Below are 21,093 nucleotides of genomic sequence, written 5' to 3' on the forward strand. Positions count from 1 at the left end.
CGAGGCTACGAACCGGAGAAACCATTCCGCCGGTCGAAATCGCCGGCATGCGTTTCGCAGAGTCGATCACTCCAAGGAAGCACCTGATCTCAGGATTGCCCACCGGCAGTTCGCAATCGAAAGGTGAGAGCATGGGATTAAGACAAAACATGGCAAGCGAGCCAGTCAGCAAGCTGGACCTCCGTGAGCCAGTTCTCTGCGGGCCGGCCGAGACCGTCCGCGATGCGATTCTCAAAATGCGCGAGCGGCGCCTGGGATGTGTCATCGTGGTCGACATCTACCGCAAACCGCTTGGCATGTTCACCGAGAGCAAGCTTACCCAGCTTCTTGCGGACAACCCCGAGGCGGTCAACGACGTCATCGGCAACCACCTCGAGAAACCTTGGCCCTGGGTCATGGAGTCGGATCCCATCTCCCTGGTGCTCGAAGACATGCAGTTGAACAACGTCCGCTTCATCGGCGTGCTCAACACCGATGGGCAAGTCGTTGGCCTCACAGGGCAAAAAGGATTGATGGAGTACATCTCCGAGCATTTTCCGCAGCAAGTCATGGTACAGCGAGTTGGCAGCCGCCCGCCCGCCGAACGCGAAGGAGCTTAACCGATGACATCGCGACGACCATTTCCCGCGGACTCCGGTGAATTTCACGATCCTCTGGAGAATTACGACCCCAAAGAATACGACGATCCACTCGAGGAAGCCCTCGCAACCCAACCGGCGTCGGCCATTCAGTCGACCCCCTACGTCGGCGTCTCGCCCGACACCACCATCGAACAGGCGGTCAAGAAGCTCTCGGGCTTGCAGGTTGCTTGCTTGCTGGTGGAGGAAGACGAGAAGCTCGTCGGGGTATTCTCCGACCGCGACCTGCTCGACAAGATCGCTTTGGAGTACGAAGCGAAGAAACACCTGCCGGTCCGCGACTTCATGACCAGCAATCCTAACTTCGTGTACGACACCGACTCGGCCGCGGCGGTGCTCACCGTGATGGCCGTGCACGGTTTTCGGCATGTTCCAGTCATTAACCTCGATCATAAAATTGTTGGCATCGCCAGCCCGTATCGCATCACTAGCTTCCTGCGTTCGTACTTCGCTGGCTGAGTCGTCCCCTCGCCCGGCGCTCGCTGACAGCGACTGCCTGGCGAGAAAAAACCGCCGCAGCGCATAGGAATCTCTTCGCATTCCAGGCAAAAGTGTGCAAGAATCGGAACCACCCCGCATCGACCGGTGCGCATTGCCACCGGTCGATCCGTTGTTTCGATTCCTCTGCCTTTGATGAGCCTCAATATGCCTTGCTTGCTTTCGGTAATCTCCTCCTCGATGCGATCTTCGCATCTGCTTCCAATTATTGTTCGTTTGCATCTGATTGTATTGCTCGCTGCTTCGATCACGTCGACCTTGCGAGCCGACGACGACACGCCCGACTCGACGACCAACGCTCAGCGTCCACCGAACATCGTGGTGATCTTCATCGACGACATGGGCTACGCCGACATCGGACCGTTCGGAGCGAAGGACTACTCGACCCCGAACCTCGACCGCATGGCGAGCGAGGGCCGGGTGTTTACCGACTTCCATGCAGCCACGGCTGTCTGCAGTGCGTCGCGCGCGGCGCTGCTCACCGGGTGCTACCCCGAACGCATCGGCATCCTCGGCGCGCTCGGGCCTAACTCGAACCATGGCATCAACCCCGACGAGACCACCCTCGCGGAACTCTGCAAGTCGAAAGGCTACGCGACCGCGATCTACGGCAAATGGCATCTCGGCGACAGGCCGATGTTCATGCCGACGCTTCACGGCTTCGACGAATGGCTCGGCATCCCCTACTCGAACGACATGTGGCCGCTCCACCCACAGTATGCCAAGCTCTCGAAGGGCGCCGCCGACCGCAAGCAGGGTTACCCTCCTCTGCCGATGTACGAAGACGACCATATTGTCGACGAAGTCATCACCGGCGACGAGCAGGCGCAGTTTACCAAGCGTTTCACTCAGCGGGCGGTCGACTTCATCGAACACAATCAAAAGCAACCTTTCTTTTTGTACGTGCCGCATCCCATGGTGCACGTTCCGCTGTTTGCCTCCGACGACTTCAAAGGCAAAAGCGGCGCGGGATTGTTCGGCGACGTGGTCATGGAACTCGACTGGTCGGTCGGCGAAATCCTCAACACGATTCGCAAACTTGATCTCGATAAAAATACGATGGTCGTCTTCACCTCCGACAATGGCCCCTGGCTAAGCTACGGCGACCATGCCGGCTCGGCGGGCATCTTCCGCGAAGGCAAAGGCACCATGTTCGAAGGCGGCTATCGCGAACCTTGCATCGTCTGGTGGCCCGACACCATTCCGGCCGGCACCAAGTGCGACGAGCTGGCAAGCACCATGGACCTGGTGCCGACGATCGCCAAGCTGATCGACGCTAAGCTGCCAGACGATCGCACCATCGACGGGCACAACATCTGGCCGCTCCTTTCCGGCCAGCCCGATGCCAAGTCGCCTTACGAGGCGTTCTACTGCTACTACGGCGGGCAACTCCAAGCGATCCGCGACCGCCAGTACAAGCTCCACTTCCCGCACCAGTATCGCTCGCTCGATGGCCGCCCCGGCGGCACGAACGGTTCGCCGGTCGGGTACAAGCAGCTCAAGATCGACCTCGAGCTGTTCGACCTCAAGGCCGACCCGAGCGAAACCACGAACATCGCTGCGGAGCACCCGGAAATCGTCGAGCGACTTCAAGCCGCCGGCCAGGCAGCCCGCGCCGACCTGGGCGACAGCCTTACCAAGGTGAAAGGCAAGAACAACCGCCCACCAGGACGAGTAAAACCAAACAAAAAGGCCCCGTAGACTCCCGTTGCGCAGCAGCTTGCGAATAGATTCCCAATTTACCCACCGATGGGAAAATTGAATCTTCGCACACTCTACAAAACCAGTGGTTTTCGGCCTCGAATAGATTCCCATTTCCCAAAACGCATCGAGTGGGAATCTATTTTCGCAGTGGGAAACAATCGCAAGTCGTTTGACAGCAACAAGTTGCATCAACACCTCCGCGATAGTTGCCCAAAATAGATTCCCACCCATGGGAAACTATTTTTGGTTGGACGTTGGGAGTTGGGGAATTTCGGATTGGGGATATCGGAATGTCATCTTGAAGGTGGTAGGGTGGGTCCAGGAGCTTCCAGCGACGCAGCCCCACCACCGCATTGCCCACACGCGCAGCAGCGAACGCCCACGCCGGCAACCATTCGCCTGCGCGTCGACATTGGCAATCAAGTGAATTCAGAATTAGCTAAACCATTCCATCCTCCAACTACGGACTACTGACCACAAACAACGGACCAAATACACCTATCCATTAGAACACCATGAGTGGCCAATTCCCAGCGAAATCTGGAGAGAATAAAAACACCAATTTCACCCTCCGCTGGCGGAGGGTCGGCCTCTAAGGGCCGGGGAGGTGGGAAGCGGAAAACGCCCCTCACTGTTTCAAATCCGACTTCGGCTAGTGCTCTGTTACACCTTGATTTCAGGGTACACCGATTTCAGTTTGGTTCGTGCGTCGTCGATCTTCATTTGCCATTCGACTCCGCGTTGTATTTGATTGACGTCCTCGTGCCAGGCGGCCGACTGCTCGCGCAATTGCTCGGCACTACCAATGCGACGCCCCGCAACGCATTGTCCGGTGAGACAGCTCAGTTCGTTCTCGGCGATGTTCAGCCAACTGCCGTGCTTGGGCGTATGGTGGAATTCGATCCGGCGGACTAGACTGCGGGCACGCTCCGGTTCGAATGCGTCGTAGAAGGCGCCGATGGTGTGCGTGTTGAGATTGTCGCACACCACGAGCACTTTCTCGCATTTTGCGTAGCGGCCCTCCAGGAGGTTCGCCATCTCGACGGCCCAATCGACCTTGGTCTTCTTGTCCCGCACCGAGACCTGACGCCACAAGGCAAGTGGCTCGGCGAACATGAAGACTTTGGCCACTCCCGATCGCCGGTATTCGTAATCCACTCGCTTTGGGTGATGACGCGTTGCCGGAAGGGGAGCTTTGATCTCTTCGACCAGTTGAACCGGTTGCTCGTCCATGCACAGGACGGGAAGACACGGATCGTAGGGCCGGGAATAAACGTCCAGCACGTCCTCCATGTGGGCTACGAACTCGGCGTTCGCTTCGGGAGGGATCACCCAGTATTGAACGTTGCGTTTGGTGTTCATGCGGTTTTTTTGAGCGTGCGCCGCACGGTTTGGTAGCTGATCGAGTCGACAATTTCTAGCTCTACCGCCTTTCTTGCCAAGAGACGCAGCGTCCACTTGCCGTAGCCCTTCGGGGCCTCTCCCAGCCGCATGGCGATGATCTTTGCCTCTTGTTCGCCGTCAAGCAACTTTTCGGTGGGCGGGCTGTCTCGCTGTTTGCCGTTGAGCGTCTCCTCAAGGCCCCGCTCGACGAACCGCTGCCGCACATTTTCCACTGTCTTCGTGCGACAATCCAACGCCTCGGCGATCTTTGCGTCCGTCCAGCACGCACCCCCAATATCTGCCTTCAGAAGGATGTTGGCTCGCTTCACCTTCTGGCTGGTCCCCTGGAGCCGTTTCACGACATCTTGCAGAACGGAACGCTCCTCCTCGGTCAGTTCAACGATATACTTCTTTCTACTCATGACGACCTCCTTGTCGAAATGCACGGGCAAAACGCAAGGAAGTCTCGCATCAATGGGCGGAAAAGCCAACCCTAATTCCTAGCTGTCACGAAGCACTAGTACCCAAATGGATAATGAATAGTGATAAGGATCCAAGCAAACTCAGGCCACCCACCTTCCCTCCCGCTTGCGGCCAATAAAGAGACACGGGTCGGGCTATCAGGCCCGGGGAGGGCAGCACCAGAGTATGGCACGAGAATCGAGCCAGCATGGCAGAGTCGCCGAGCCCGCGGAGCAACTGGGTAGCACCAACAGCTGGGCGCACCACGCATTGCCACTCCACAAGACGCACCACGCCCTGTAGTCGGTGGGCGAAGCCCAAGAGGCCACCCCATCCGTGATGATAAGTGTGCGTCCGTGGCTGGAAGGAAACTGTTTCACACGTTCCACACCAAGCATCCAACCCACTGCTGGCAATTGGGCAACATGGCGGATCATGAGCGATCCGCTCTTTCTGCCGTGCGATCTCGAAGGACTGCCCGCGACAAGCCAGCAGTGGCACTCGAGAAGCGGACGCCGTAGCAGTGTCGCCGTGCCGCGTCGATCTCTTAGTAGTCTGGATCGTGAATCACTTGGCAATTAGTTAAGGCAGACTGTATCGACGACACGGACTCATCATCCAAGTTCGTGCCGCTTAGCACCAAGGTTTCAAGTTGCGAAAGACTCGCTAAGACACCTACGCAGTCGTCTCGAAACCTAGTACGTCTTTCCTGAAATCCATTCCGCTGCTATATGCTGCGGAATGAAAAAGCACATTGTTTGCCTGGACCACCAGGCCCGTGGAGGTTTGGAGCAGCTAGCACGCTCAGGCGCCCGCGCGGCGCAAGTGGTGCGTCGCTGCCAGATATTATTGAAATCGGACTCGGGATGCACCGACGAAGAGATCGCCGAGCATGTGGGCTGCACGACGCGCAACGTCCGAGCCGTCCGAAAGCGGTTCTGCGAAGAGGGCGTCCAGCGGGCGGTGTACGATGCGCCTCGCTCGGGCCGCCCCCCAGAGTTCACCAAGCGGCAGCAGCAACAGGTAATCGCCCTGGCGTGCAGCGAGCCGCCCGAGGGACGGGCTCGCTGGACGCTGGAATTGTTGTGCGAGCACGCGGTGAAGGAAGGCTTCGTCGATTCGCTCAGCGTGACGGAGGTCTCGCTGTGGCTCAAGGAACACGACCTGAAGCCGTGGCGAAAAAAACTTGGTGCGTGCCCAAGCTGAACGACGAGTTCTGTGAGCGGATGGAGGACGTCCTCGAGCAGTACGAGAAGCCGCTCGACCCGAACGAGCCGGTCGTCTGCCTCGACGAGCAGCCCTATCAGAGGGTCGACGACGCGCGGCCGCCCGAGCCCGCGGCACCCGGCAAGATCGCGAAGCAGGACTACGAGTACCGCCGCTGCGGAACCTGCAGCGTGTTCGTGGCGGTCGAGCCGAAGGCGGGCAAGCGATTCGTTCAGGCCAAGCGTCACCGCAAGCGAGCCGACTTCGCCCGGTTCGTCCGCGACCTCTTGAAGCGCTATCCCGACGCAGAGCGGGTTCATCTGGTGATGGACAACCTCAACACGCACAACGAGAAGTCGTTGATCGAAACCTTTGGCGAGGAGGCGGCTCGGCCAATGCTGGAGCGGATTGTGTGGCATTTTACCCCCAAGCATGCCAGTTGGCTCAACATGGCCGAGATCGAAATCTCGGCCATACAGCGACAATGCCTGGGACGTCGGTTGGCTTCGCTCGACAAGGTTCAAAGCGAACTCTCCCACTGTTCACGCGACCGCAATCGGAAGAAAATCAAAATCAATTGGACCTTCCATCGAAAAGACGCCAAACGCGTCTTCCCTGAACTCTATAGGAAATGACTTCCGGGACGACGTACTAGTGCCCGCCAGCGACAGGTATTTGAGGTCTGGTAGGCACGTTAAATAATTGAGCGTGATCGACGAAATCTCTGAGTCAATTACCCCCGCAGCACTTACTTCCTTGAGCAAGGACAGTCGATTTAGCAGGTGTTCCTCCTCGCGAAAGCTATCTATCAGCACGTTCTTAACAGGAAAGATTAGCCCCAGTCCGTTTAGCCGTGAGAGCCCAGCCATATTTAGCGCGAGTTTTAAGGACGATGGGGCATCGCGAGCGTCGTTCCACTCAGGCGAAAACCCAAAATGAACGTAGGGCTGCAATGCCTTCACATGGCGAAATCTCGCTAGCGACATTTTCATCCTTCTGAACCTTGTTGGTGTCTCAGTTTTCGTTTACCACGGTTGCGACCAACACCTCCAGTACGAAGAACTGCTGGAACTCACTGCTTTGAGCTAAACACCGCTTGGCACTGAGCGCGACGATCCCCCTGAGAACAGCACAAACATGATGTCCCGCCATTTACAACCATTGCCACAAGAATCGCTTCTTTTTCTTGTTTCTGACCAGGCGTTGCAGGGGTATTCACTTTTGTTAGCATACATTCAAGCAATATACATTGCAGCTCTTTGTTCATAAGAAACTTCTTGACGACGTGCTTAATGATCTGCCGATCGCTGGCAACGGAACTTTCCCACTGCTACCACTGCCGAAAACCATGGAAACTCTGAGATCCGCAGATCATTCGAAATCCCCCTCCCGCTTGTGGCCAATAAAGAGGCAACCTTCGGGCTATCAGGCCCGGGGAGGGCAGCACCAGAAAACGGCGTGAGAATCAAGCCAGCATGGCAGAGTCGCCGAGCCCGCGGAGCAACTGGGTAGCACCGACAGCTGGGCGCACCACGAATTGCCACTTCGCAGAACGCACCACGCCCAGTTATCGGTGGGCGAAGCTCAAAAGGCCCCCCATCCGTGAGAATCAGTGTGCGTCCGTGGCTAGAACGAAACTGTTTCACACGTTCCAAGTTACCCGCTACCGCCGATCCGTATTTGGGTTCGTTGGCTGCTCAGTTCTTTGAGTGTCGCGACACGCCTCGCCAAACATCCAGCCCACTGCGAGTCAATAACTGGACCTGCCCCGTTTCTTGCGCCTCAATGTTTACAGATCGCAATCAAGCTCAAGACAGCTGCCAAGCCCGAAATCGCGATTAGGATAACCGAAATCCTCAGTCGATTTTTTTCAGGTGAAGGCGGTACCCCAGCTGGAAGGCTTCCGACTGCACCACCGACGACCATGATGATTATCCCCACAGCGTACACTGAGCCAAACTTCTCAAAACGAGCCACATTTGCATCGAGTATCGAATAGTGAATGCTGAAAAGCGAAAACCCCATAAACGCGGCAAGATAGCACGAGTCTAGGACTGCCAGTCTAGTGCAACTCGTAACAAAAGCCATCATGAACGCTAGAAACGCTCCTATTGAGCAAAAGATTGCTAACTGCAAGAGTGGATGATCAATCGCTTTCCAAAGGAAGTGTGCGAAAAGAGCCGCACCAGCAGCAATCGCAACTCCTAGACTTATAGCAACCAATGCAAGACGCACTGACATGTTTCACCCCCCGAAACGAACAAAGTTCCGCGATCGCTCACGACTTTCGAGCAGCTGAAAGGGGGACATTCTAGTTTTTCAACAAATTAGAATGCCCCTTTTATCCTCCCCCTTTTCCTCCCGCAGCCGGAGGCGTCGGCCAGCGACTCATAACCTCATGCGGTTAGCCATCACTCAGGTTTATGGTCTTGCTTCTTGTCACACGACACGAACTCTCTTGCAAGCCTTGCCCTAACAAACTCCGGCCTGGTAATCACCAGGTGGCTGCTACGCTTACCATTCCGTTGCAATCGATGCTCTGCCAGAGAGATTGGTTGCGAACCTGTCGGACTGAGCGCCGAGCGGTCAGCTAGGCAGTATGTTTCGAGGTCAGCCTCTGTTCGACATGGCCGTAGCTTCAACTCTATTACAGATTTTTTAAGAGAATATCTGATCGAGCATGCCATTCTGCAAACTCCGATTTAACTCGTCATCAACCGACTCTATCCAAACTGCTGCAATAACTCTGCACAAACATTTGCTAGCTCAGAACCGACTGCGCGGGCGAGCTGGTATGTAAGTTGCGGCCCAAGGCGATATGGGTGATGCAAGACCCCTAGAGCTCCACCCTGCCCGTCTGCCTGGCGACAACGTAAGTCACTTATACACGAACACTGCACCAGGACGCCAAAGTTATTTCTGCAGCCGAGCAAGCAAGCTGATCCTTGATTGGCAGCTAACAGAGTATTTCGCGAGGCAGGCAGTGGGCTCGCGGTCATCTGCTGGGCGTCTGAGGTAGCTGTTAGATTCTCTACTATTTGGAAGGAACACTCATGCTGTTGCGAAGTCTTACCCTCTTGGCTGGAGTTGCCGCACTGGTGACTGCAGTCCCCGCTCAAGCGGTCCACAGCGTCTATCAGGCTGACGTGAATACGCTAAATGATTCCGGTGTATCTGGTACTGCAATTCTTGAAGTTAACCCCGATACGCGGATCTTAACTATTGATATGACTGTAATTGGTCTCGAACCAAACATGGATCATATCATGCACATCCATGGTTTGTTGGATGGCGACGGATCGAGTGGAAACCAAGCACTTGATTCGATGACGCCAACATTAGCCAACGACAGTGATGGCGATGGTTTCGTTGAAGTAATTGAAGGGGTTCCCTCCTATGGCGACATCCTGCTACCACTCACCACGATGAACACACCAGATGGAACTTTCATCTACAGCGATACCTTTGATCTCGACGATTCCTCTCTGTTCATGAGTCCTGTCACCGGCAACGAATACGTAGGCGATGACCTACTGCCGCTCGAATTTCGTGAGATCGTTATTCATGGCCTCACAGTCGATGGATCGGCGGGTGCCAATACCGAAGGCGAAATTGACGGCACTGCCGGCTACAAAGCCGTGCTCCCCGTAGCAGCAGGTGAAATCTACCGGGTGCCTGAACCGGCGACTGCCCTACTGGCGGGCATCGCCCTGCTTGGCGTAGTTACTGTATTCCGCAGAGCCTAGGCTACCAAGCTTAGTTCCACTACTTCCCCTCATCGGCTCGATTTGCTCCGCGCAAGTCGAGCCGATGTTTTGCGCTATCGCTGAAATCGAAGCGTTTAGCTCTCACGCATTAGCCAACCTCCTGCAGAATTGCCCAGTGAGGTTGTTCACTCAGCTCTCATAACTACATCAAAGCGGTTGTGCTCTGAGCGATCACTCCCAACCGAGCAACTTCGCCGCGCTGGTTGTCACTCCGCATCGATACATTGCTGGCAGGCACTGCTGCGACGAGGGCTTTGGCAGGTGGGAGGCCCCCCTAACCTAACTTCCATCTCTTACCGCCTCAGTTTGCCAGGACTGGATACCGAGTTGCCACTACGGCCATCCGCACAACGAGATCAAGTCTGTCGAACACCACGGGACACTTCAGCCAATCACGAACTTTTTGCCGGCCTATTTCCCCAAAACGTCCTTTTATTACAGGGCTCACGCAATTTTGGCGAAAATTTCATCGCTTTTTCTTGTAACGCGACAGCTCCCGCGGTTCAAATAACCTTCGAGGCGGAGAAGGCGGACGTTGTTTAATTGCAGCTTACCTGTAGTTACTTATTCCATTAGTGCGTCCGAGTAGATAAGTGGGCTGAATGAACCAGCACCGGGATACGACTACATCCGAATCCGAATCCTCGCGTCAATCGCGTCGAGAGCTAAACGTCCTTTGGACGCAGGCTCACAGCGTGGTGCTGGGGTTCATACGCTCCACGGTAATCGACTTCCATAAGGCGGAAGATGTGCTGCAGGAAACTGCGGCAACGGTTGCAGAGAAATTCGAAGAATACGATCGCTCCCGACCTTTCGTGCCCTGGGTGTTAGGCATCGCCCGGTACAAGGTGTTGGAGGAGCTACGAGCGAATTCTCGCGACAAATTGGTCTTCGACGACGAAGTCGTCGAGGTTTTGACTTCCGCATTCGATGAACTGGCCCCTTCGGCGAGCGACACTCAAGTTGCGCTGGAGAGTTGCCTGAATCGCATTCGAGGCCGCGCGAAACAACTGCTTGAAATGAGATACTTGCGACAACAATCTGTCACTCGCGTGGCCGAGACCACCGGCATGACCGCCGGCGCGGTCCGCGTGGCCTTGCATCGTATTCGCAAGGCTCTGGTCGATTGTGTTCATGGCCAACTTGGCTCCGACGACATGCCAAGAGGGGCCAGCAAATGAGCCAAACCATTCACGACCCGATGCCACCCGATGGAGTGCTTGAGCTGTTCCATGGGTACTTGGACGATCAACTCAGCGAGTCGCAGTTCGCGGTGTTGCAATCGATGCTGCTGGAGAATCCCGCGTACGCCCGGTGGTTCGCCCAGGTAGCGCTCATCCATTCCGGCACCCACAGCCAGCTCCACCAGCGGGATCTGTGCCAATTCTATGCAGCCTCGGATTCTTCTTGCGAGCTGAAACTGGATGTTGATCCAGCGAACATTCGCGAACTACTTCACGAGTCGGCCGAAGCCGACCGCAAAAAGGCCGAAGCCGAATCGCTGCGTCGTATGAAGCAAGCGTTGGTAGAAGCCGAAGAAGATCGGCTCCGCCAGCAAGAGCTCGAACGACTCAACCGCCCCCGACGGCCGCAGCCGATCGAGATTCCCCGGTTCGCGGTCTGGCTGGCAGCCACGGCCGTGATCGTGTTGATTGGGTTTGTCACCCAGGCGATGCTCAGCCAATCGTCGTCCCAAGGCGACCTGGCAGAGGTCTCTCCCCCGCTGGCAACCCCAGCAATACAAACCTACGGCAAGGTCACCCAATCGTTCAACGCAATCTGGACAGGCGACAACCGTCCGATTGGTGCTGACCAGCGGCTACCGCTTGGTGAGTTCGCACTGGATCAAGGAGTGGTCGAGATCCTGCTCGACGATGGTTCGATCCTAGTCGGCGAAGCGCCGTTTGAGATGGACTTGCTCTCGGCGAATAAAGTGCTGCTCAACAAAGGCAAAGTACTGGCCCGGGTGCCGGAAGAAGCGATTGGCTTCACGATTTCCACTAGCGCGGGTGCGATTGTCGACCTTGGCACCGAGTTCGGCGTCGACATCGAAGAGTCGGGCAACGTCGACGTGCATGTGCTCGACGGAGCCGTCGCGCTAGCTGCCAACAGCACCACGGTGAACGTGCCACGCGAAACACTCACCGAAGGGGGAGCTCGCCAAATCGCGGCCAATGGAGCCTCGGTAAACGACATTACATTCAACAAGTCGTCTTTCTTACGCAAGGTTCCCGCATCGTCGTATGAATTGGCAGTAACTCACAGTGCTCCTTTGAGCTACTGGCGGTTTAACCAACCTTATCCGGTGGTGAAGAGCCAAGGGGAGCTTGAGTTTTCGGCATCGCCGAACTACGGAGTATTCCTCGACCAAAGAACCGACATGCAGGAGTCCTCGAATACGTATGCCCTGTTTAGCAACGATAACCAGGGCATTCAGTTACAGGACCTCCCCGAGTTGAAACTGAATAAGAGCTTTAGCATCGAAGCATGGGTGAAGCTCACAGACGATAGCACCACGAGTGCCAAGCGGATTATCTCTAGCTTCTACCGCAACGCGACGGATGAGGGTGGGTTTGCGATGGGAGTGGGAGGATCGCAATTCGCTTCCGACGACAATTACGAAGGGCATGGATTGATATTTACTTTCCATGGCGTGTACGACTCGATCTCTACCACGGCCATCCCTTTTGATCGTTGGACGCATGTGGCGGTCACCGTCAACGAACTGGGCCACCCACAGATGTATATCGATGGCAGTCCGGTTCCCGTAATGCTGCGTGCTACCGGCCATGGCGTCATGGATTTCGCTCCGCTACCTGCAGATTCGCCGCTCGACCTTAGCGGTATTCTCAGCAAAAACAATTGCTCGATCGGTTGCCATCCACTCACTTCGAACGACTACTGTCCGCCCGAACGCTGGCGGGGTGGAATTGATGAGCTGGCGATTTTTGATCGCCCACTGACGCCAGAAGAAATCGGAGAACACTACCAGGCCGGGCTGAAACGTCCCTAGCTTTGCCCGGTGTTGCTGTACTTGATTGATATACCCCCATGATTAACTACCTACAACAACAGCACGAAAGGTTCGGCGCGGAGTCGTCGCGACTCCCGTCACGCTCACTTTGTGCCACCCCTGGCACAATCTTGCGTCCCCCAACGTCCCCCACTACCGACGTCGCGCCCGGCCCAACTCCACGGATCGCATGGTGCTGATTTCGGCCAAAATCCCACGACTTTGCTTTCCCACAATATCCTGACTTTCCCCTTATCTACCGTTTAAGAAAATCTCGTTCATCCACTTTTGATTCACTCACGAGAGGGAGTACTAATGATTCGCTACACGCCCTTGCTACTCACACTTGCCCTCGCAGTTGGCGCTAGCCAATGCGAAGCGGTGTTGGTAGCTCACTACGAGTTCGATAATTCCAGTAATGTGGGACTCGACACCGCCGGCGGCGACAACAATGGCACCTCGGTTGGAGCCGACTCGTCTTACTCTGGTACCTCACGTGTTGGATCTGGCGCACTCGCGCTCGATGGCACTGGCCTCGGGTTGCGACTCGATAACCCAGCCGACTTCCAATCGCTTACGACGTTCACGATTGCAGCGTTTGTACGCCCCGACCTGAATAGCGTGACCTGGGGCGGCGGCAGCGTAAACATCGGCCGCATCTTCGGTTCGGTCGGTGTCGACTCGCCCGGCGGCGTCTATTTTGGCGACGGCGGTGGCTATGGCTTTGGCTTGAAGCTCATCGGCGAAGAAGCTGGCCTGCGTTTCACCACCTTTGCCGTCAAAGACTACGACGTAAATCCCGACACGCTGGCTAACCCGCTACTCGACGACGAGTGGGCACACGTCGCCGTGGTCGTGACCGAAGGAGCCGCTGAGTTCTTCATCAACGGCGTGAGCGTTGCGACCGACACCGGTAACAATGGCAATCCAACCACCAATCCCTACCACATCGGCGCAGGTGGCGGCGGCAACAGCGACTCGTACGCTGGCTTGCTCGACGACTTGCGGGTGTACAACGAAGCGCTCGACGTTTCCACGATTGCTGGCCTTGCTTCGCCTGGCGACAGTGGTCAAAAGGGTCTCGTCGTGACCGTCGATCGTGGTACTGGCAACATTTCGCTCACTAACGATACCAGCAGCGGCACCGAAATCCGTGGCTACTCGCTCACGTCTGCTGCTTCGCGATTCGATAGTGGTGAGTGGCAATCGATTTCGGAGAATTACGACCAGGGCAACGGATCGGCTTCCATCGACACCAATGACGACTGGCTCATCTTCAGCCAAACTGCCGATGACCTGAGTGAAGGCACCACCGGCGAAACTATGCTGTCCACCGGCCAATCCGTGATGCTCGGCTCGGCCTGGCGCAAGGGTCCTTTCGAGGGCAATGACATTCAAGCCGAAGTGCTGCTCGCCGATGGTACGACCATGAGTGCTGTAGTCGAGTACACCGGCAACGGCGACTCGCCATTCATAATGGGCGATGGCCTTGTTGACTAACTCCACTCGAACTGTGGAAGCCCGAGTTGGGTGAATTGATTGATGATTTTACAGCGCAAGCGGGCTTCCGTTTGTTGGTTTTCGAATACTCGGTTTTTGAGATGGCTCCCAAAGCTTTGTTTCACTCGGTACATGGTCGTTTCCGCCAAGCTTCTACGATGATAGCCCACTTCCTCTTTCCAACTCCTACGCCCCTTGCGTCGAATCTGACGAATTGCCTCGTCCCGGGGCAAAGGCTCCTCCGCAGAGTTGCCATGTTGTTTGATCTTGGCGTTGTGCTGCGGCGGAATCACCGGCTCAATGCCTTCGGATTCCAGCCCTTCATAAACCTTCCACTTGTCGTAACTACCGTCGCCGTGAAACTTTTTTACGGGCTGCTCCACCTGCTCCAGCATTTCGGGAACCGCATCGGCATCGTGGCAACTGTTCTCGGTCAAAATCTCCGCCACAATCTCGCGGGTGTCAGGATTCACCGACAAATGCAGCTTCCGCCATGTCCGCCGCTTCGACTTGCCATGCGTCCGCATCTTCCATTCGCCCTCGCCAAACACTTTCATGCCGGTGCTATCCACCACGATATCGATGTCGCCCCTCTTGTTAGCGATATCGAGCGAAACATTCAGCTTGCTGGCTCGCTTGGCGAGCGAAGAATAATTGGGAATCGCTGCCTCGACGCCCAACATCGCCACCAGCGAGCGGCCGAATCCCTCAGTCTGCCGATAGGGAAGTTTCAGCAGTTCGCGAATCGTCAGCAAGCACTCGATCGCCGTATCGCTGAAGACAAAAGGGCGACCGACTTTTGTCTGGTCGTTAGGATGTTCCCAGTTCTCCAACGCCTCGTCGCTAAACCAAATAGTGATGTTTCCACGCTCGATGAGCGACTTGTTATACTCCTTCCAGTTCGTGACTTTGTAGGTTCGTTTTTCTTTCGTAGCCATGTTCGATCTCCGTAAAAAAGGTACGTGGTTCCATTCCACGTTAGTTTTTACGGAGGTTTGTGACTAATTGTTCAACAAGGCCATGGGCGATCTCGACTTCGATAACGATGTCGACCTCGACGACTATCAAATTTACAATGCGAGTCTGTTCACCACTGGCATCGACCCTGAATCAACCGATTCGTATCTGCTCGGCGATCTCGATGGCGATCTCGACAACGACTTTGCCGACTTCCTGATCTTCAAAAACGCTTTCATCGCTGATGGCGGTGCCCCTGGTGCCCTCGCCTTTGGTGTGGCGGTTCCTGAACCCTCGACCACCGCTCTGATGCTTATCGGTCTGGTCGCGGTGGTATTCACCAAGCTCCCGCGATTCACTCGCGTGCTTCCTTGCTTGGCTTTGTCGGCAATCGCCATGTTTGCCAGCCCAGCACAAGCGGAATTGGTTCCCGTGTTCAGCTACAGCTTCCCCGCTAGCACCGATGGCACCAATCTCACGATTACCGACCTATCGACCACTGGCAACAACGCAACCCTCGATGGGGAAACCACCCTTGTCGACGATCGTCCTGCTGGCTTCGACTCGTCGTTGATGTCGCTTACTGGTTCGGCTGGTGGACATGGTGCGACCGATGCCATCGATTTATTGGAGAATTCCATCATCGACGACTTCGGTGGCTACGTGATGGACGTCTGGCTGAAGTGGGAAGGCACCTACACCGATACCCGCAAGCAAATCGACTACGCCGGCACCGAGTTCATTCGCACTCGTGACAGCAGCGTCCAGTTCGGTTTCAACGATTCGGCCGTGGTGCTTAGCTACCCAATCGAAGCCGATGAGTGGTACCACGTGCAAGGCATCTTCGATACCGGTACGAATGAGACCGATGCCGAGGGTGGTCTCACGGGCAACGCTTACTTGATCGTCAACGATCGTCTTGTCGACTACGAGTTAAACGTCACCAAGAGCAGCTTTGGCGACAGCCTCGATCGCGCTATTGGCATCAACCGCTGGGCCGGAGCCAATGCCGCCGACTGGAACCAAGGGGCCATCTTCAATCCCTCGGTCTCCCTCGGTGCACTTCCGATCCCTGAACCCTCAACCACCGCTCTGATGCTTATCGGCTTAGGTACTGTGGTATTCGCCAAGCTCCCCCGCCTGACTCGCGTGCTGCCTTGCCTGGCATTGTCGGCAATCGCCATGATTGCCAGCCCAGCGCAAGCGGAGTTGGTTCCCGTGTTCAGCTATAGCTTCCCCGCTAGCACCGATGGCACCAATCTCACGATTACTGACCTCTCGACTGCTGGCAACAACGCAACCCTCGATGGGGAAACCACCCTTGTCGACGATCGTCCTGCTGGCTTCGACTCGTCGTTGATGTCGCTTACTGGTTCGGCTGGTGGACATGGTGCGACCGATGCCATCGATTTATTGGAGAATTCCATCATCGACGACTTCGGTGGCTACGTGATGGACGTCTGGCTGAAGTGGGAAGGCACCTACACCGATACCCGCAAGCAAATCGACTACGCTGGCACCGAGTTCATTCGCACTCGTGACAGCAGCGTCCAGTTCGGTTTCAACGATTCGGCCGTGGTGCTTAGCTACCCAATCGAAGCCGATGAGTGGTACCACGTGCAAGGCATCTTCGATACCGGTACGAATGAGACCGATGCCGAGGGTGGTCTCACGGGCAACGCTTACTTGATCGTCAACGATCGTCTTGTCGACTACGAACTCAACGTCACTAAGAGCAGCTTTGGCGACAGCCTCGATCGCGCTATTGGCATCAACCGCTGGGCCGGAGCCAATGCCGCCGACTGGAACCAAGGGGCCATTTTTAATCCATCGGTTTCCTTGGGTGCTCTTCCGATCCCTGAACCCTCCACCATGGGACTGTTTGCCATGGCTGCTGTTGCCTTGTGCTGCCGAGTTGGCTACCGCCGTGTCAAGCTTGCCTGCTTCGCCCTCGCGTTGGGTCTGGCAGCGTTGGCCAACACTGCAGTGGCTCAGCTTACCCCTGTTTTTGAGTACAGTTTCCCCGCCAGCACCGATGGCTCGGTAGAGACGGTCACCGACCTCTCCTCGGCTGGCAACAACGCCACGTTGGACCTAACGACCACCCTTGTCGACGATCGTCCCGCTGGGTTCGACTCGTCGTTGATGTCGCTAACCGGCTCGGCTGGTGGCCATGGTGCCACCGATGCGATTGACCTGCTCGACAACTCGATTATCGACGATCACGGTGGGTTCATCATGGACGTGTGGGTGAACTGGTTAGGAAACTACAGCGATGGTCGCAAAATCCTCGACTACGCCGGCACCGAGAGCATTCGTACTTTCGACGGCAATATGATCTTCGGATTGAGCAATGGCCAGGTTGTTCTCCAAACCCCCATCAATGCGAATCAGTGGTATCACGTGCAAGGGGTCTTCGAGAGCGGCGGTAACCAAACCGATGCGAACGGCGACCTGCTTGGCGACGCTTACCTCTACATGGACGGCGTCGTGGTTGACTCCGCCTTTGGTGTCACCAAGACCGGCTTCGGCGATAGCCTTGATCGGCAGATCGGTATCAATCGCTGGGGCGGTGGCGGCGGCGAGTATAACCAGGGCAACATTTTCAACCCATCGATCTACCTCGGCACCACCGGTGAGCCGATGCGTCTGGAGGTGAATACCACCACTGGTGAAGTCACCATGGCTCACACCACGGACGTGGTTCTGGGCGCCGGTCGCGACATCGACTTCTACCAGATCACCAGTGCCGATGGCGAATTGACCCTCGGCACATGGACCAGCCTCGACGACACTGGCTTCGGTGCAGGCTCCACTACTGGAGACTACAACGGAGATGGCTCCGTAAACCTCGCCGACTATACCATTTGGCGTGATTCGCTCGGTAGCACCGGCACCGATCTCGATGCCGATGGCAACGGAGACCAAGTGGTTGATTCGGCAGACTACACCCTGTGGAAGGACAACTTCGGTGATACCGGAGCTTCCAGTTGGGCGGAAGCTGGCATTCTCACGGAGAACCTGATCGGTGAGTCGAATCTCACGGGATCGACCTTCTTCGACTCAGGCACCTCCGTAAGCCTTGGTGAACTTTGGAATGAGGCAAGCTTTGCCGATCCGACAACGGACCTCGTGTTCCAATACCACGTGGTTGGTGAATCCGGTTTGAGAACTGGTGTGATCGACGTAGTGTCGGGCAGCCTACAGTCGGTCACATCGGTTCCCGAGCCTTCCTCGTTGCTGATTCTGGCCCTCCCAGCAGTTGCCCTGCTAGTAATGCGCCGCGGTTCGCTGCAACGCACGTCTGCCATTTGCCTGACGATGCTCAGTTGCCTGGCAGTCGCAGGGGCGGCCGTCGCCGAAACGACGAACGATCGTGTGTACCTGTTTGGTAACAGCGGCGGCGACGGCGGCGCCAACGGCGTCTACGTAATCGATAGCGCCGACGAAGCAACCTACGACGACGAGGTTGACTTCAGCGATCTAAGCGGGACCGCCCATGACCTGATCGCTTGGGAATACAATGGCACCGTTGCCGCCAAAGCAATTCCCGGCACGAGTTCGGGCCCCCGATTCGTCAGCACCTCAGGGCGCCCACTCGCTGACTCCACGCCGATCGGAGTTTCGTTCGACGGCACCAACGACTTGCTCATCGGTGCCCGCCTGGGTCTTCCCCAGACCACCGCATCGAGCCAGCAAGCGCAATCGGTTCCTCCCACTTCGGGAATCATCGGTCCGTTTGACTACAGTGGTATTACTCGTCGCGGTTTCGACCTGTGGGTGAATCCCGATGAGAACAGTGCTCAATTTGGCACTGCCGAGCAAACGGTAGTCGCGGATACAAGTCAGCAAGGCTTGCTTATCAGCGATGAAGGAACTTGGGTGCTTCGCTACTCGAGCACCAACATCGACTCCGGCGTGGCCGTCAAGACCGATAGCACCGACAACGGCTGGTCGCACGTAATGGTGGTGTACCCCAACAGTGGTTTTGCCGGCGGCATCATGTACGTCGATGGCGAAGCCGTCGCCGCCCGCCTTGGCGGATACGGCGGAGGCAACGACAACCCTCTCGTGCTCGGTGCTAACACCGGTGCATTTGACCCAGGTGCCTTAGAACCCGATCCAGTATTCACCGGCGGCAACAGCAGTTTCTACGCTGGTGAGGTCGACGACATGAACATGTTCGTGATGGGCACTAGCCTTGGCGGTACTGAATACGGGATGTTCGATCTGACGACCGACAATCCGTTTGTCGCCGATGCACTGTTGGGCTACGGTCCTGCCGACCTGACTGGCGATGGGGTCACCAACGAGTCGGACGTAACGCTGTTCATCTCGAATTGGGGATCGACCAATATGGTGAACGACTACCTGGTTGGCGACCTGTCCTCTCGACTCTCCGGCGACTTCAATATCGACGGTTCGGTGGATCTCGACGACTGGCAAGTGCTGGTGGAGAACTACACCGGGTCGGGTTCGCTGAATCTCGATCTGCTGCTGGCTGGCAATGCCGTGCCTGAGCCATCGTCGGTGGCTCTGCTTGCCCTGGCTGGCCTGGCCACCTGCGGAGCCATCCGTCGGCGATAATCGCTTGTGAGTCTGTAATCCTGCTATACGCCGCAAGCGAACCCATCCGTTCGCTTGCGGCTTTTGTTTACCTACGAGAGTCCCGATGAACCCTCGCCTGCTAGTTTCCTCCCTGTTTCTTTCCATCGTACTGAGTGCCTCGCTCAAGGCTCAGGTGTATGACTGGAATCCCACGCCGGACAAAGTGGACGTGCTGGTGATCTCCACGCACCCCGACGACGAAGGCATCTTCATGGGTTCGGTGCTCCCGTACATGACTCAGGTGCGGCAGGTCAATGCGCTGCATCTCTCGATGACCAGCGGTGACTACCAGGCCGAGAACGGCGCCCCCGACTGGCGGAGAGAAGAAGAGCTTCGTGCGGCCGATTGGGTTTATGGATTCCGCAACGAGCCAATCTTCGCTCGTTTCCGTGACTACCCCACCAACACCGTCGACGAAACGTACGACATTTGGGCAGATGGAATTCTTGGTAATGGTGACTCGGAAACCGGGCGCGAGCTGGCTGCCAACTACCTGGCAGAGCAGATTCGCCGCTTCCAGCCCGAAGTGCTCGTGGTTTCCGATCTCGATGGCGAGTACGGGCATAGCAACCACCGAGCGACCTCGCAGTCGGCTTTCGAAGCCTACGAGCGGGCGATGGATCCGTTGGTCGACATCGCCGGCCTCGATGCCTGGCAACCGAAGAAATACTACATTCATCAATCTCAGGCAAACGGCTTGGGAACCGCTGGGGTCACGTTTGAAAATTGGCTGTTTCACGATTACACCGAAGACATTTCCATCGATACCGATGGCGATGGCGTCCCCGATGCTACTCCTCGCCAGGTGGCCGACTGGGGACTCGACGAACACGTTTCGCAAGGCAGCCCCGATGTTTCCACCGTGTTCCGCACCGGCGAGAACTTCGATGGTCATCACACCGAATGGTGGGGCCTCTACGACTCGACCGTAGGTCCCGATACGCTGACCAGCTTCGAAATCGAAGGGCAGTCGTACACCAACTGGGCGCGAGGCGACTTTTTCGAAAACGTCTTCGACTTGTTCGACCTCCCCACCGATATCAACCAGGATGGCATCATTGCCGGCGATGGCACCGGACCGTGGGAGACCGACGATGTCACCGCGTTCATTGCCGGGTGGGGAACCACCGGGCATGGCACGAACCTCGAGCGTTTGATGCACGGCGATATCAACCTCGATAACCGCACGTCGATTGCCGACTGGCAACTCTTGGTCGAGTCGCTGGAGAATGGCGGTTCGCTCGATCTTGCCAACCTGCTGCAAGCCTCGCAGGTTCCTGAACCAAGTTCCCTTCTGCTAGTGTCGATCGGATTGTTCGTGGTCGGTGCCAAGTGGCGTCGCAGTTAATCAGCCAGC

The 21,093-nt window shown here is 56.5% G+C and carries 14 protein-coding genes; 11 read left to right on the forward strand and 3 right to left on the reverse strand.

Translation table 11 applies throughout. The annotated features are described in order from the left end of the window. The first annotated feature begins 131 nt into the window (after window positions 1-131). From Pan181_RS14620 to Pan181_RS14630, 3 genes are all read left to right on the forward strand, one after another. Complete coding sequence (locus tag Pan181_RS14620; protein ID WP_197528361.1) at window positions 132-599, forward strand: CBS domain-containing protein; 468 nt, start codon at window positions 132-134, stop codon at window positions 597-599. A 3-nt stretch (window positions 600-602) separates the two neighbouring features. Beyond that, window positions 603-1,097: a CBS domain-containing protein gene (locus Pan181_RS14625; RefSeq protein ID WP_145247616.1), complete on the forward strand. Its 495-nt coding sequence runs from the start codon at window positions 603-605 to the stop codon at window positions 1,095-1,097. Between the two features lie 186 nt (window positions 1,098-1,283). Continuing rightward, entirely contained in the window at window positions 1,284-2,837 is a 1,554-nt protein-coding gene (locus tag Pan181_RS14630; protein WP_231943599.1) for a sulfatase family protein, read from the forward strand. Window positions 2,838-3,503: 666 nt separating this feature from the next. Here the strand turns inward: Pan181_RS14630 and Pan181_RS27120 are convergent. Both Pan181_RS27120 and Pan181_RS27125 read right to left on the reverse strand, forming a co-directional pair. Continuing rightward, window positions 3,504-4,202: an IS630 family transposase gene (locus tag Pan181_RS27120; protein WP_145246109.1), complete on the reverse strand. Its 699-nt coding sequence runs from the start codon at window positions 4,200-4,202 to the stop codon at window positions 3,504-3,506. Then, window positions 4,199-4,645: a helix-turn-helix domain-containing protein gene (locus Pan181_RS27125; protein ID WP_145246110.1), complete on the reverse strand. Its 447-nt coding sequence runs from the start codon at window positions 4,643-4,645 to the stop codon at window positions 4,199-4,201. The genes Pan181_RS27120 and Pan181_RS27125 overlap by 4 nt, the downstream gene beginning before the upstream one ends. A 781-nt stretch (window positions 4,646-5,426) precedes the next feature. On the opposite strand from Pan181_RS27125, the gene Pan181_RS14645 reads away from it, so the two are divergent. The 6 genes from Pan181_RS14645 to Pan181_RS14670 all read left to right on the forward strand — a co-directional run bounded on the left by Pan181_RS14645 (window position 5,427) and on the right by Pan181_RS14670 (window position 14,171). Next, the gene (locus tag Pan181_RS14645; RefSeq protein WP_145244956.1) at window positions 5,427-5,891 is read left to right on the forward strand and encodes a helix-turn-helix domain-containing protein; all 465 of its coding nucleotides are present in this window, start codon (window positions 5,427-5,429) and stop codon (window positions 5,889-5,891) included. Next, window positions 5,879-6,526, forward strand: coding sequence for an IS630 family transposase (locus Pan181_RS14650; protein ID WP_145244957.1), 648 nt, complete (start codon window positions 5,879-5,881; stop codon window positions 6,524-6,526). Before Pan181_RS14645 ends, Pan181_RS14650 begins: the two co-directional genes overlap by 13 nt. A gap of 2,418 nt (window positions 6,527-8,944) precedes the next feature. Next, entirely contained in the window at window positions 8,945-9,637 is a 693-nt protein-coding gene (locus Pan181_RS14655; protein WP_145247620.1) for a PEP-CTERM sorting domain-containing protein, read from the forward strand. A 623-nt stretch (window positions 9,638-10,260) separates the two neighbouring features. Continuing rightward, window positions 10,261-10,839, forward strand: a complete 579-nt coding sequence (locus tag Pan181_RS14660) for a sigma-70 family RNA polymerase sigma factor (RefSeq protein WP_145247622.1) — start codon at window positions 10,261-10,263, stop codon at window positions 10,837-10,839. After that, a complete protein-coding gene (locus tag Pan181_RS14665; RefSeq protein ID WP_145247624.1) occupies window positions 10,836-12,671 on the forward strand; it encodes a LamG-like jellyroll fold domain-containing protein in 1,836 nt (611 codons plus the stop codon). The genes Pan181_RS14660 and Pan181_RS14665 overlap by 4 nt, the downstream gene beginning before the upstream one ends. Window positions 12,672-12,986: 315 nt before the next feature. Continuing rightward, a complete protein-coding gene (locus tag Pan181_RS14670) occupies window positions 12,987-14,171 on the forward strand; it encodes a LamG domain-containing protein (RefSeq protein ID WP_145247626.1) in 1,185 nt (394 codons plus the stop codon). Here Pan181_RS14670 and Pan181_RS14675 read toward each other — a convergent pair. Next, window positions 14,168-15,109, reverse strand: a complete 942-nt coding sequence (locus Pan181_RS14675; RefSeq protein WP_145244898.1) for an IS5 family transposase — start codon at window positions 15,107-15,109, stop codon at window positions 14,168-14,170. The two genes, Pan181_RS14670 and Pan181_RS14675, sit on opposite strands and share 4 nt — an antisense overlap. Window positions 15,110-15,176: 67 nt before the next feature. Here Pan181_RS14675 and Pan181_RS14680 point away from each other — a divergent pair, with 67 nt between their 5' ends. Together Pan181_RS14680 and Pan181_RS14685 are read left to right on the forward strand one after the other, a co-directional pair. Further along, window positions 15,177-19,715 (forward strand): LamG-like jellyroll fold domain-containing protein, encoded by a 4,539-nt coding sequence (locus tag Pan181_RS14680; RefSeq protein WP_145247628.1) that lies wholly within the window; start codon window positions 15,177-15,179, stop codon window positions 19,713-19,715. 85 nt (window positions 19,716-19,800) lie between these two features. Next, window positions 19,801-21,084 (forward strand): PIG-L family deacetylase, encoded by a 1,284-nt coding sequence (locus Pan181_RS14685; protein ID WP_145247630.1) that lies wholly within the window; start codon window positions 19,801-19,803, stop codon window positions 21,082-21,084. Window positions 21,085-21,093: the final 9 nt, after the last annotated feature.

This window comes from Aeoliella mucimassa, from assembly GCF_007748035.1.
Classification (GTDB): Bacteria; Planctomycetota; Planctomycetia; order Pirellulales; family Lacipirellulaceae; genus Aeoliella; species Aeoliella mucimassa.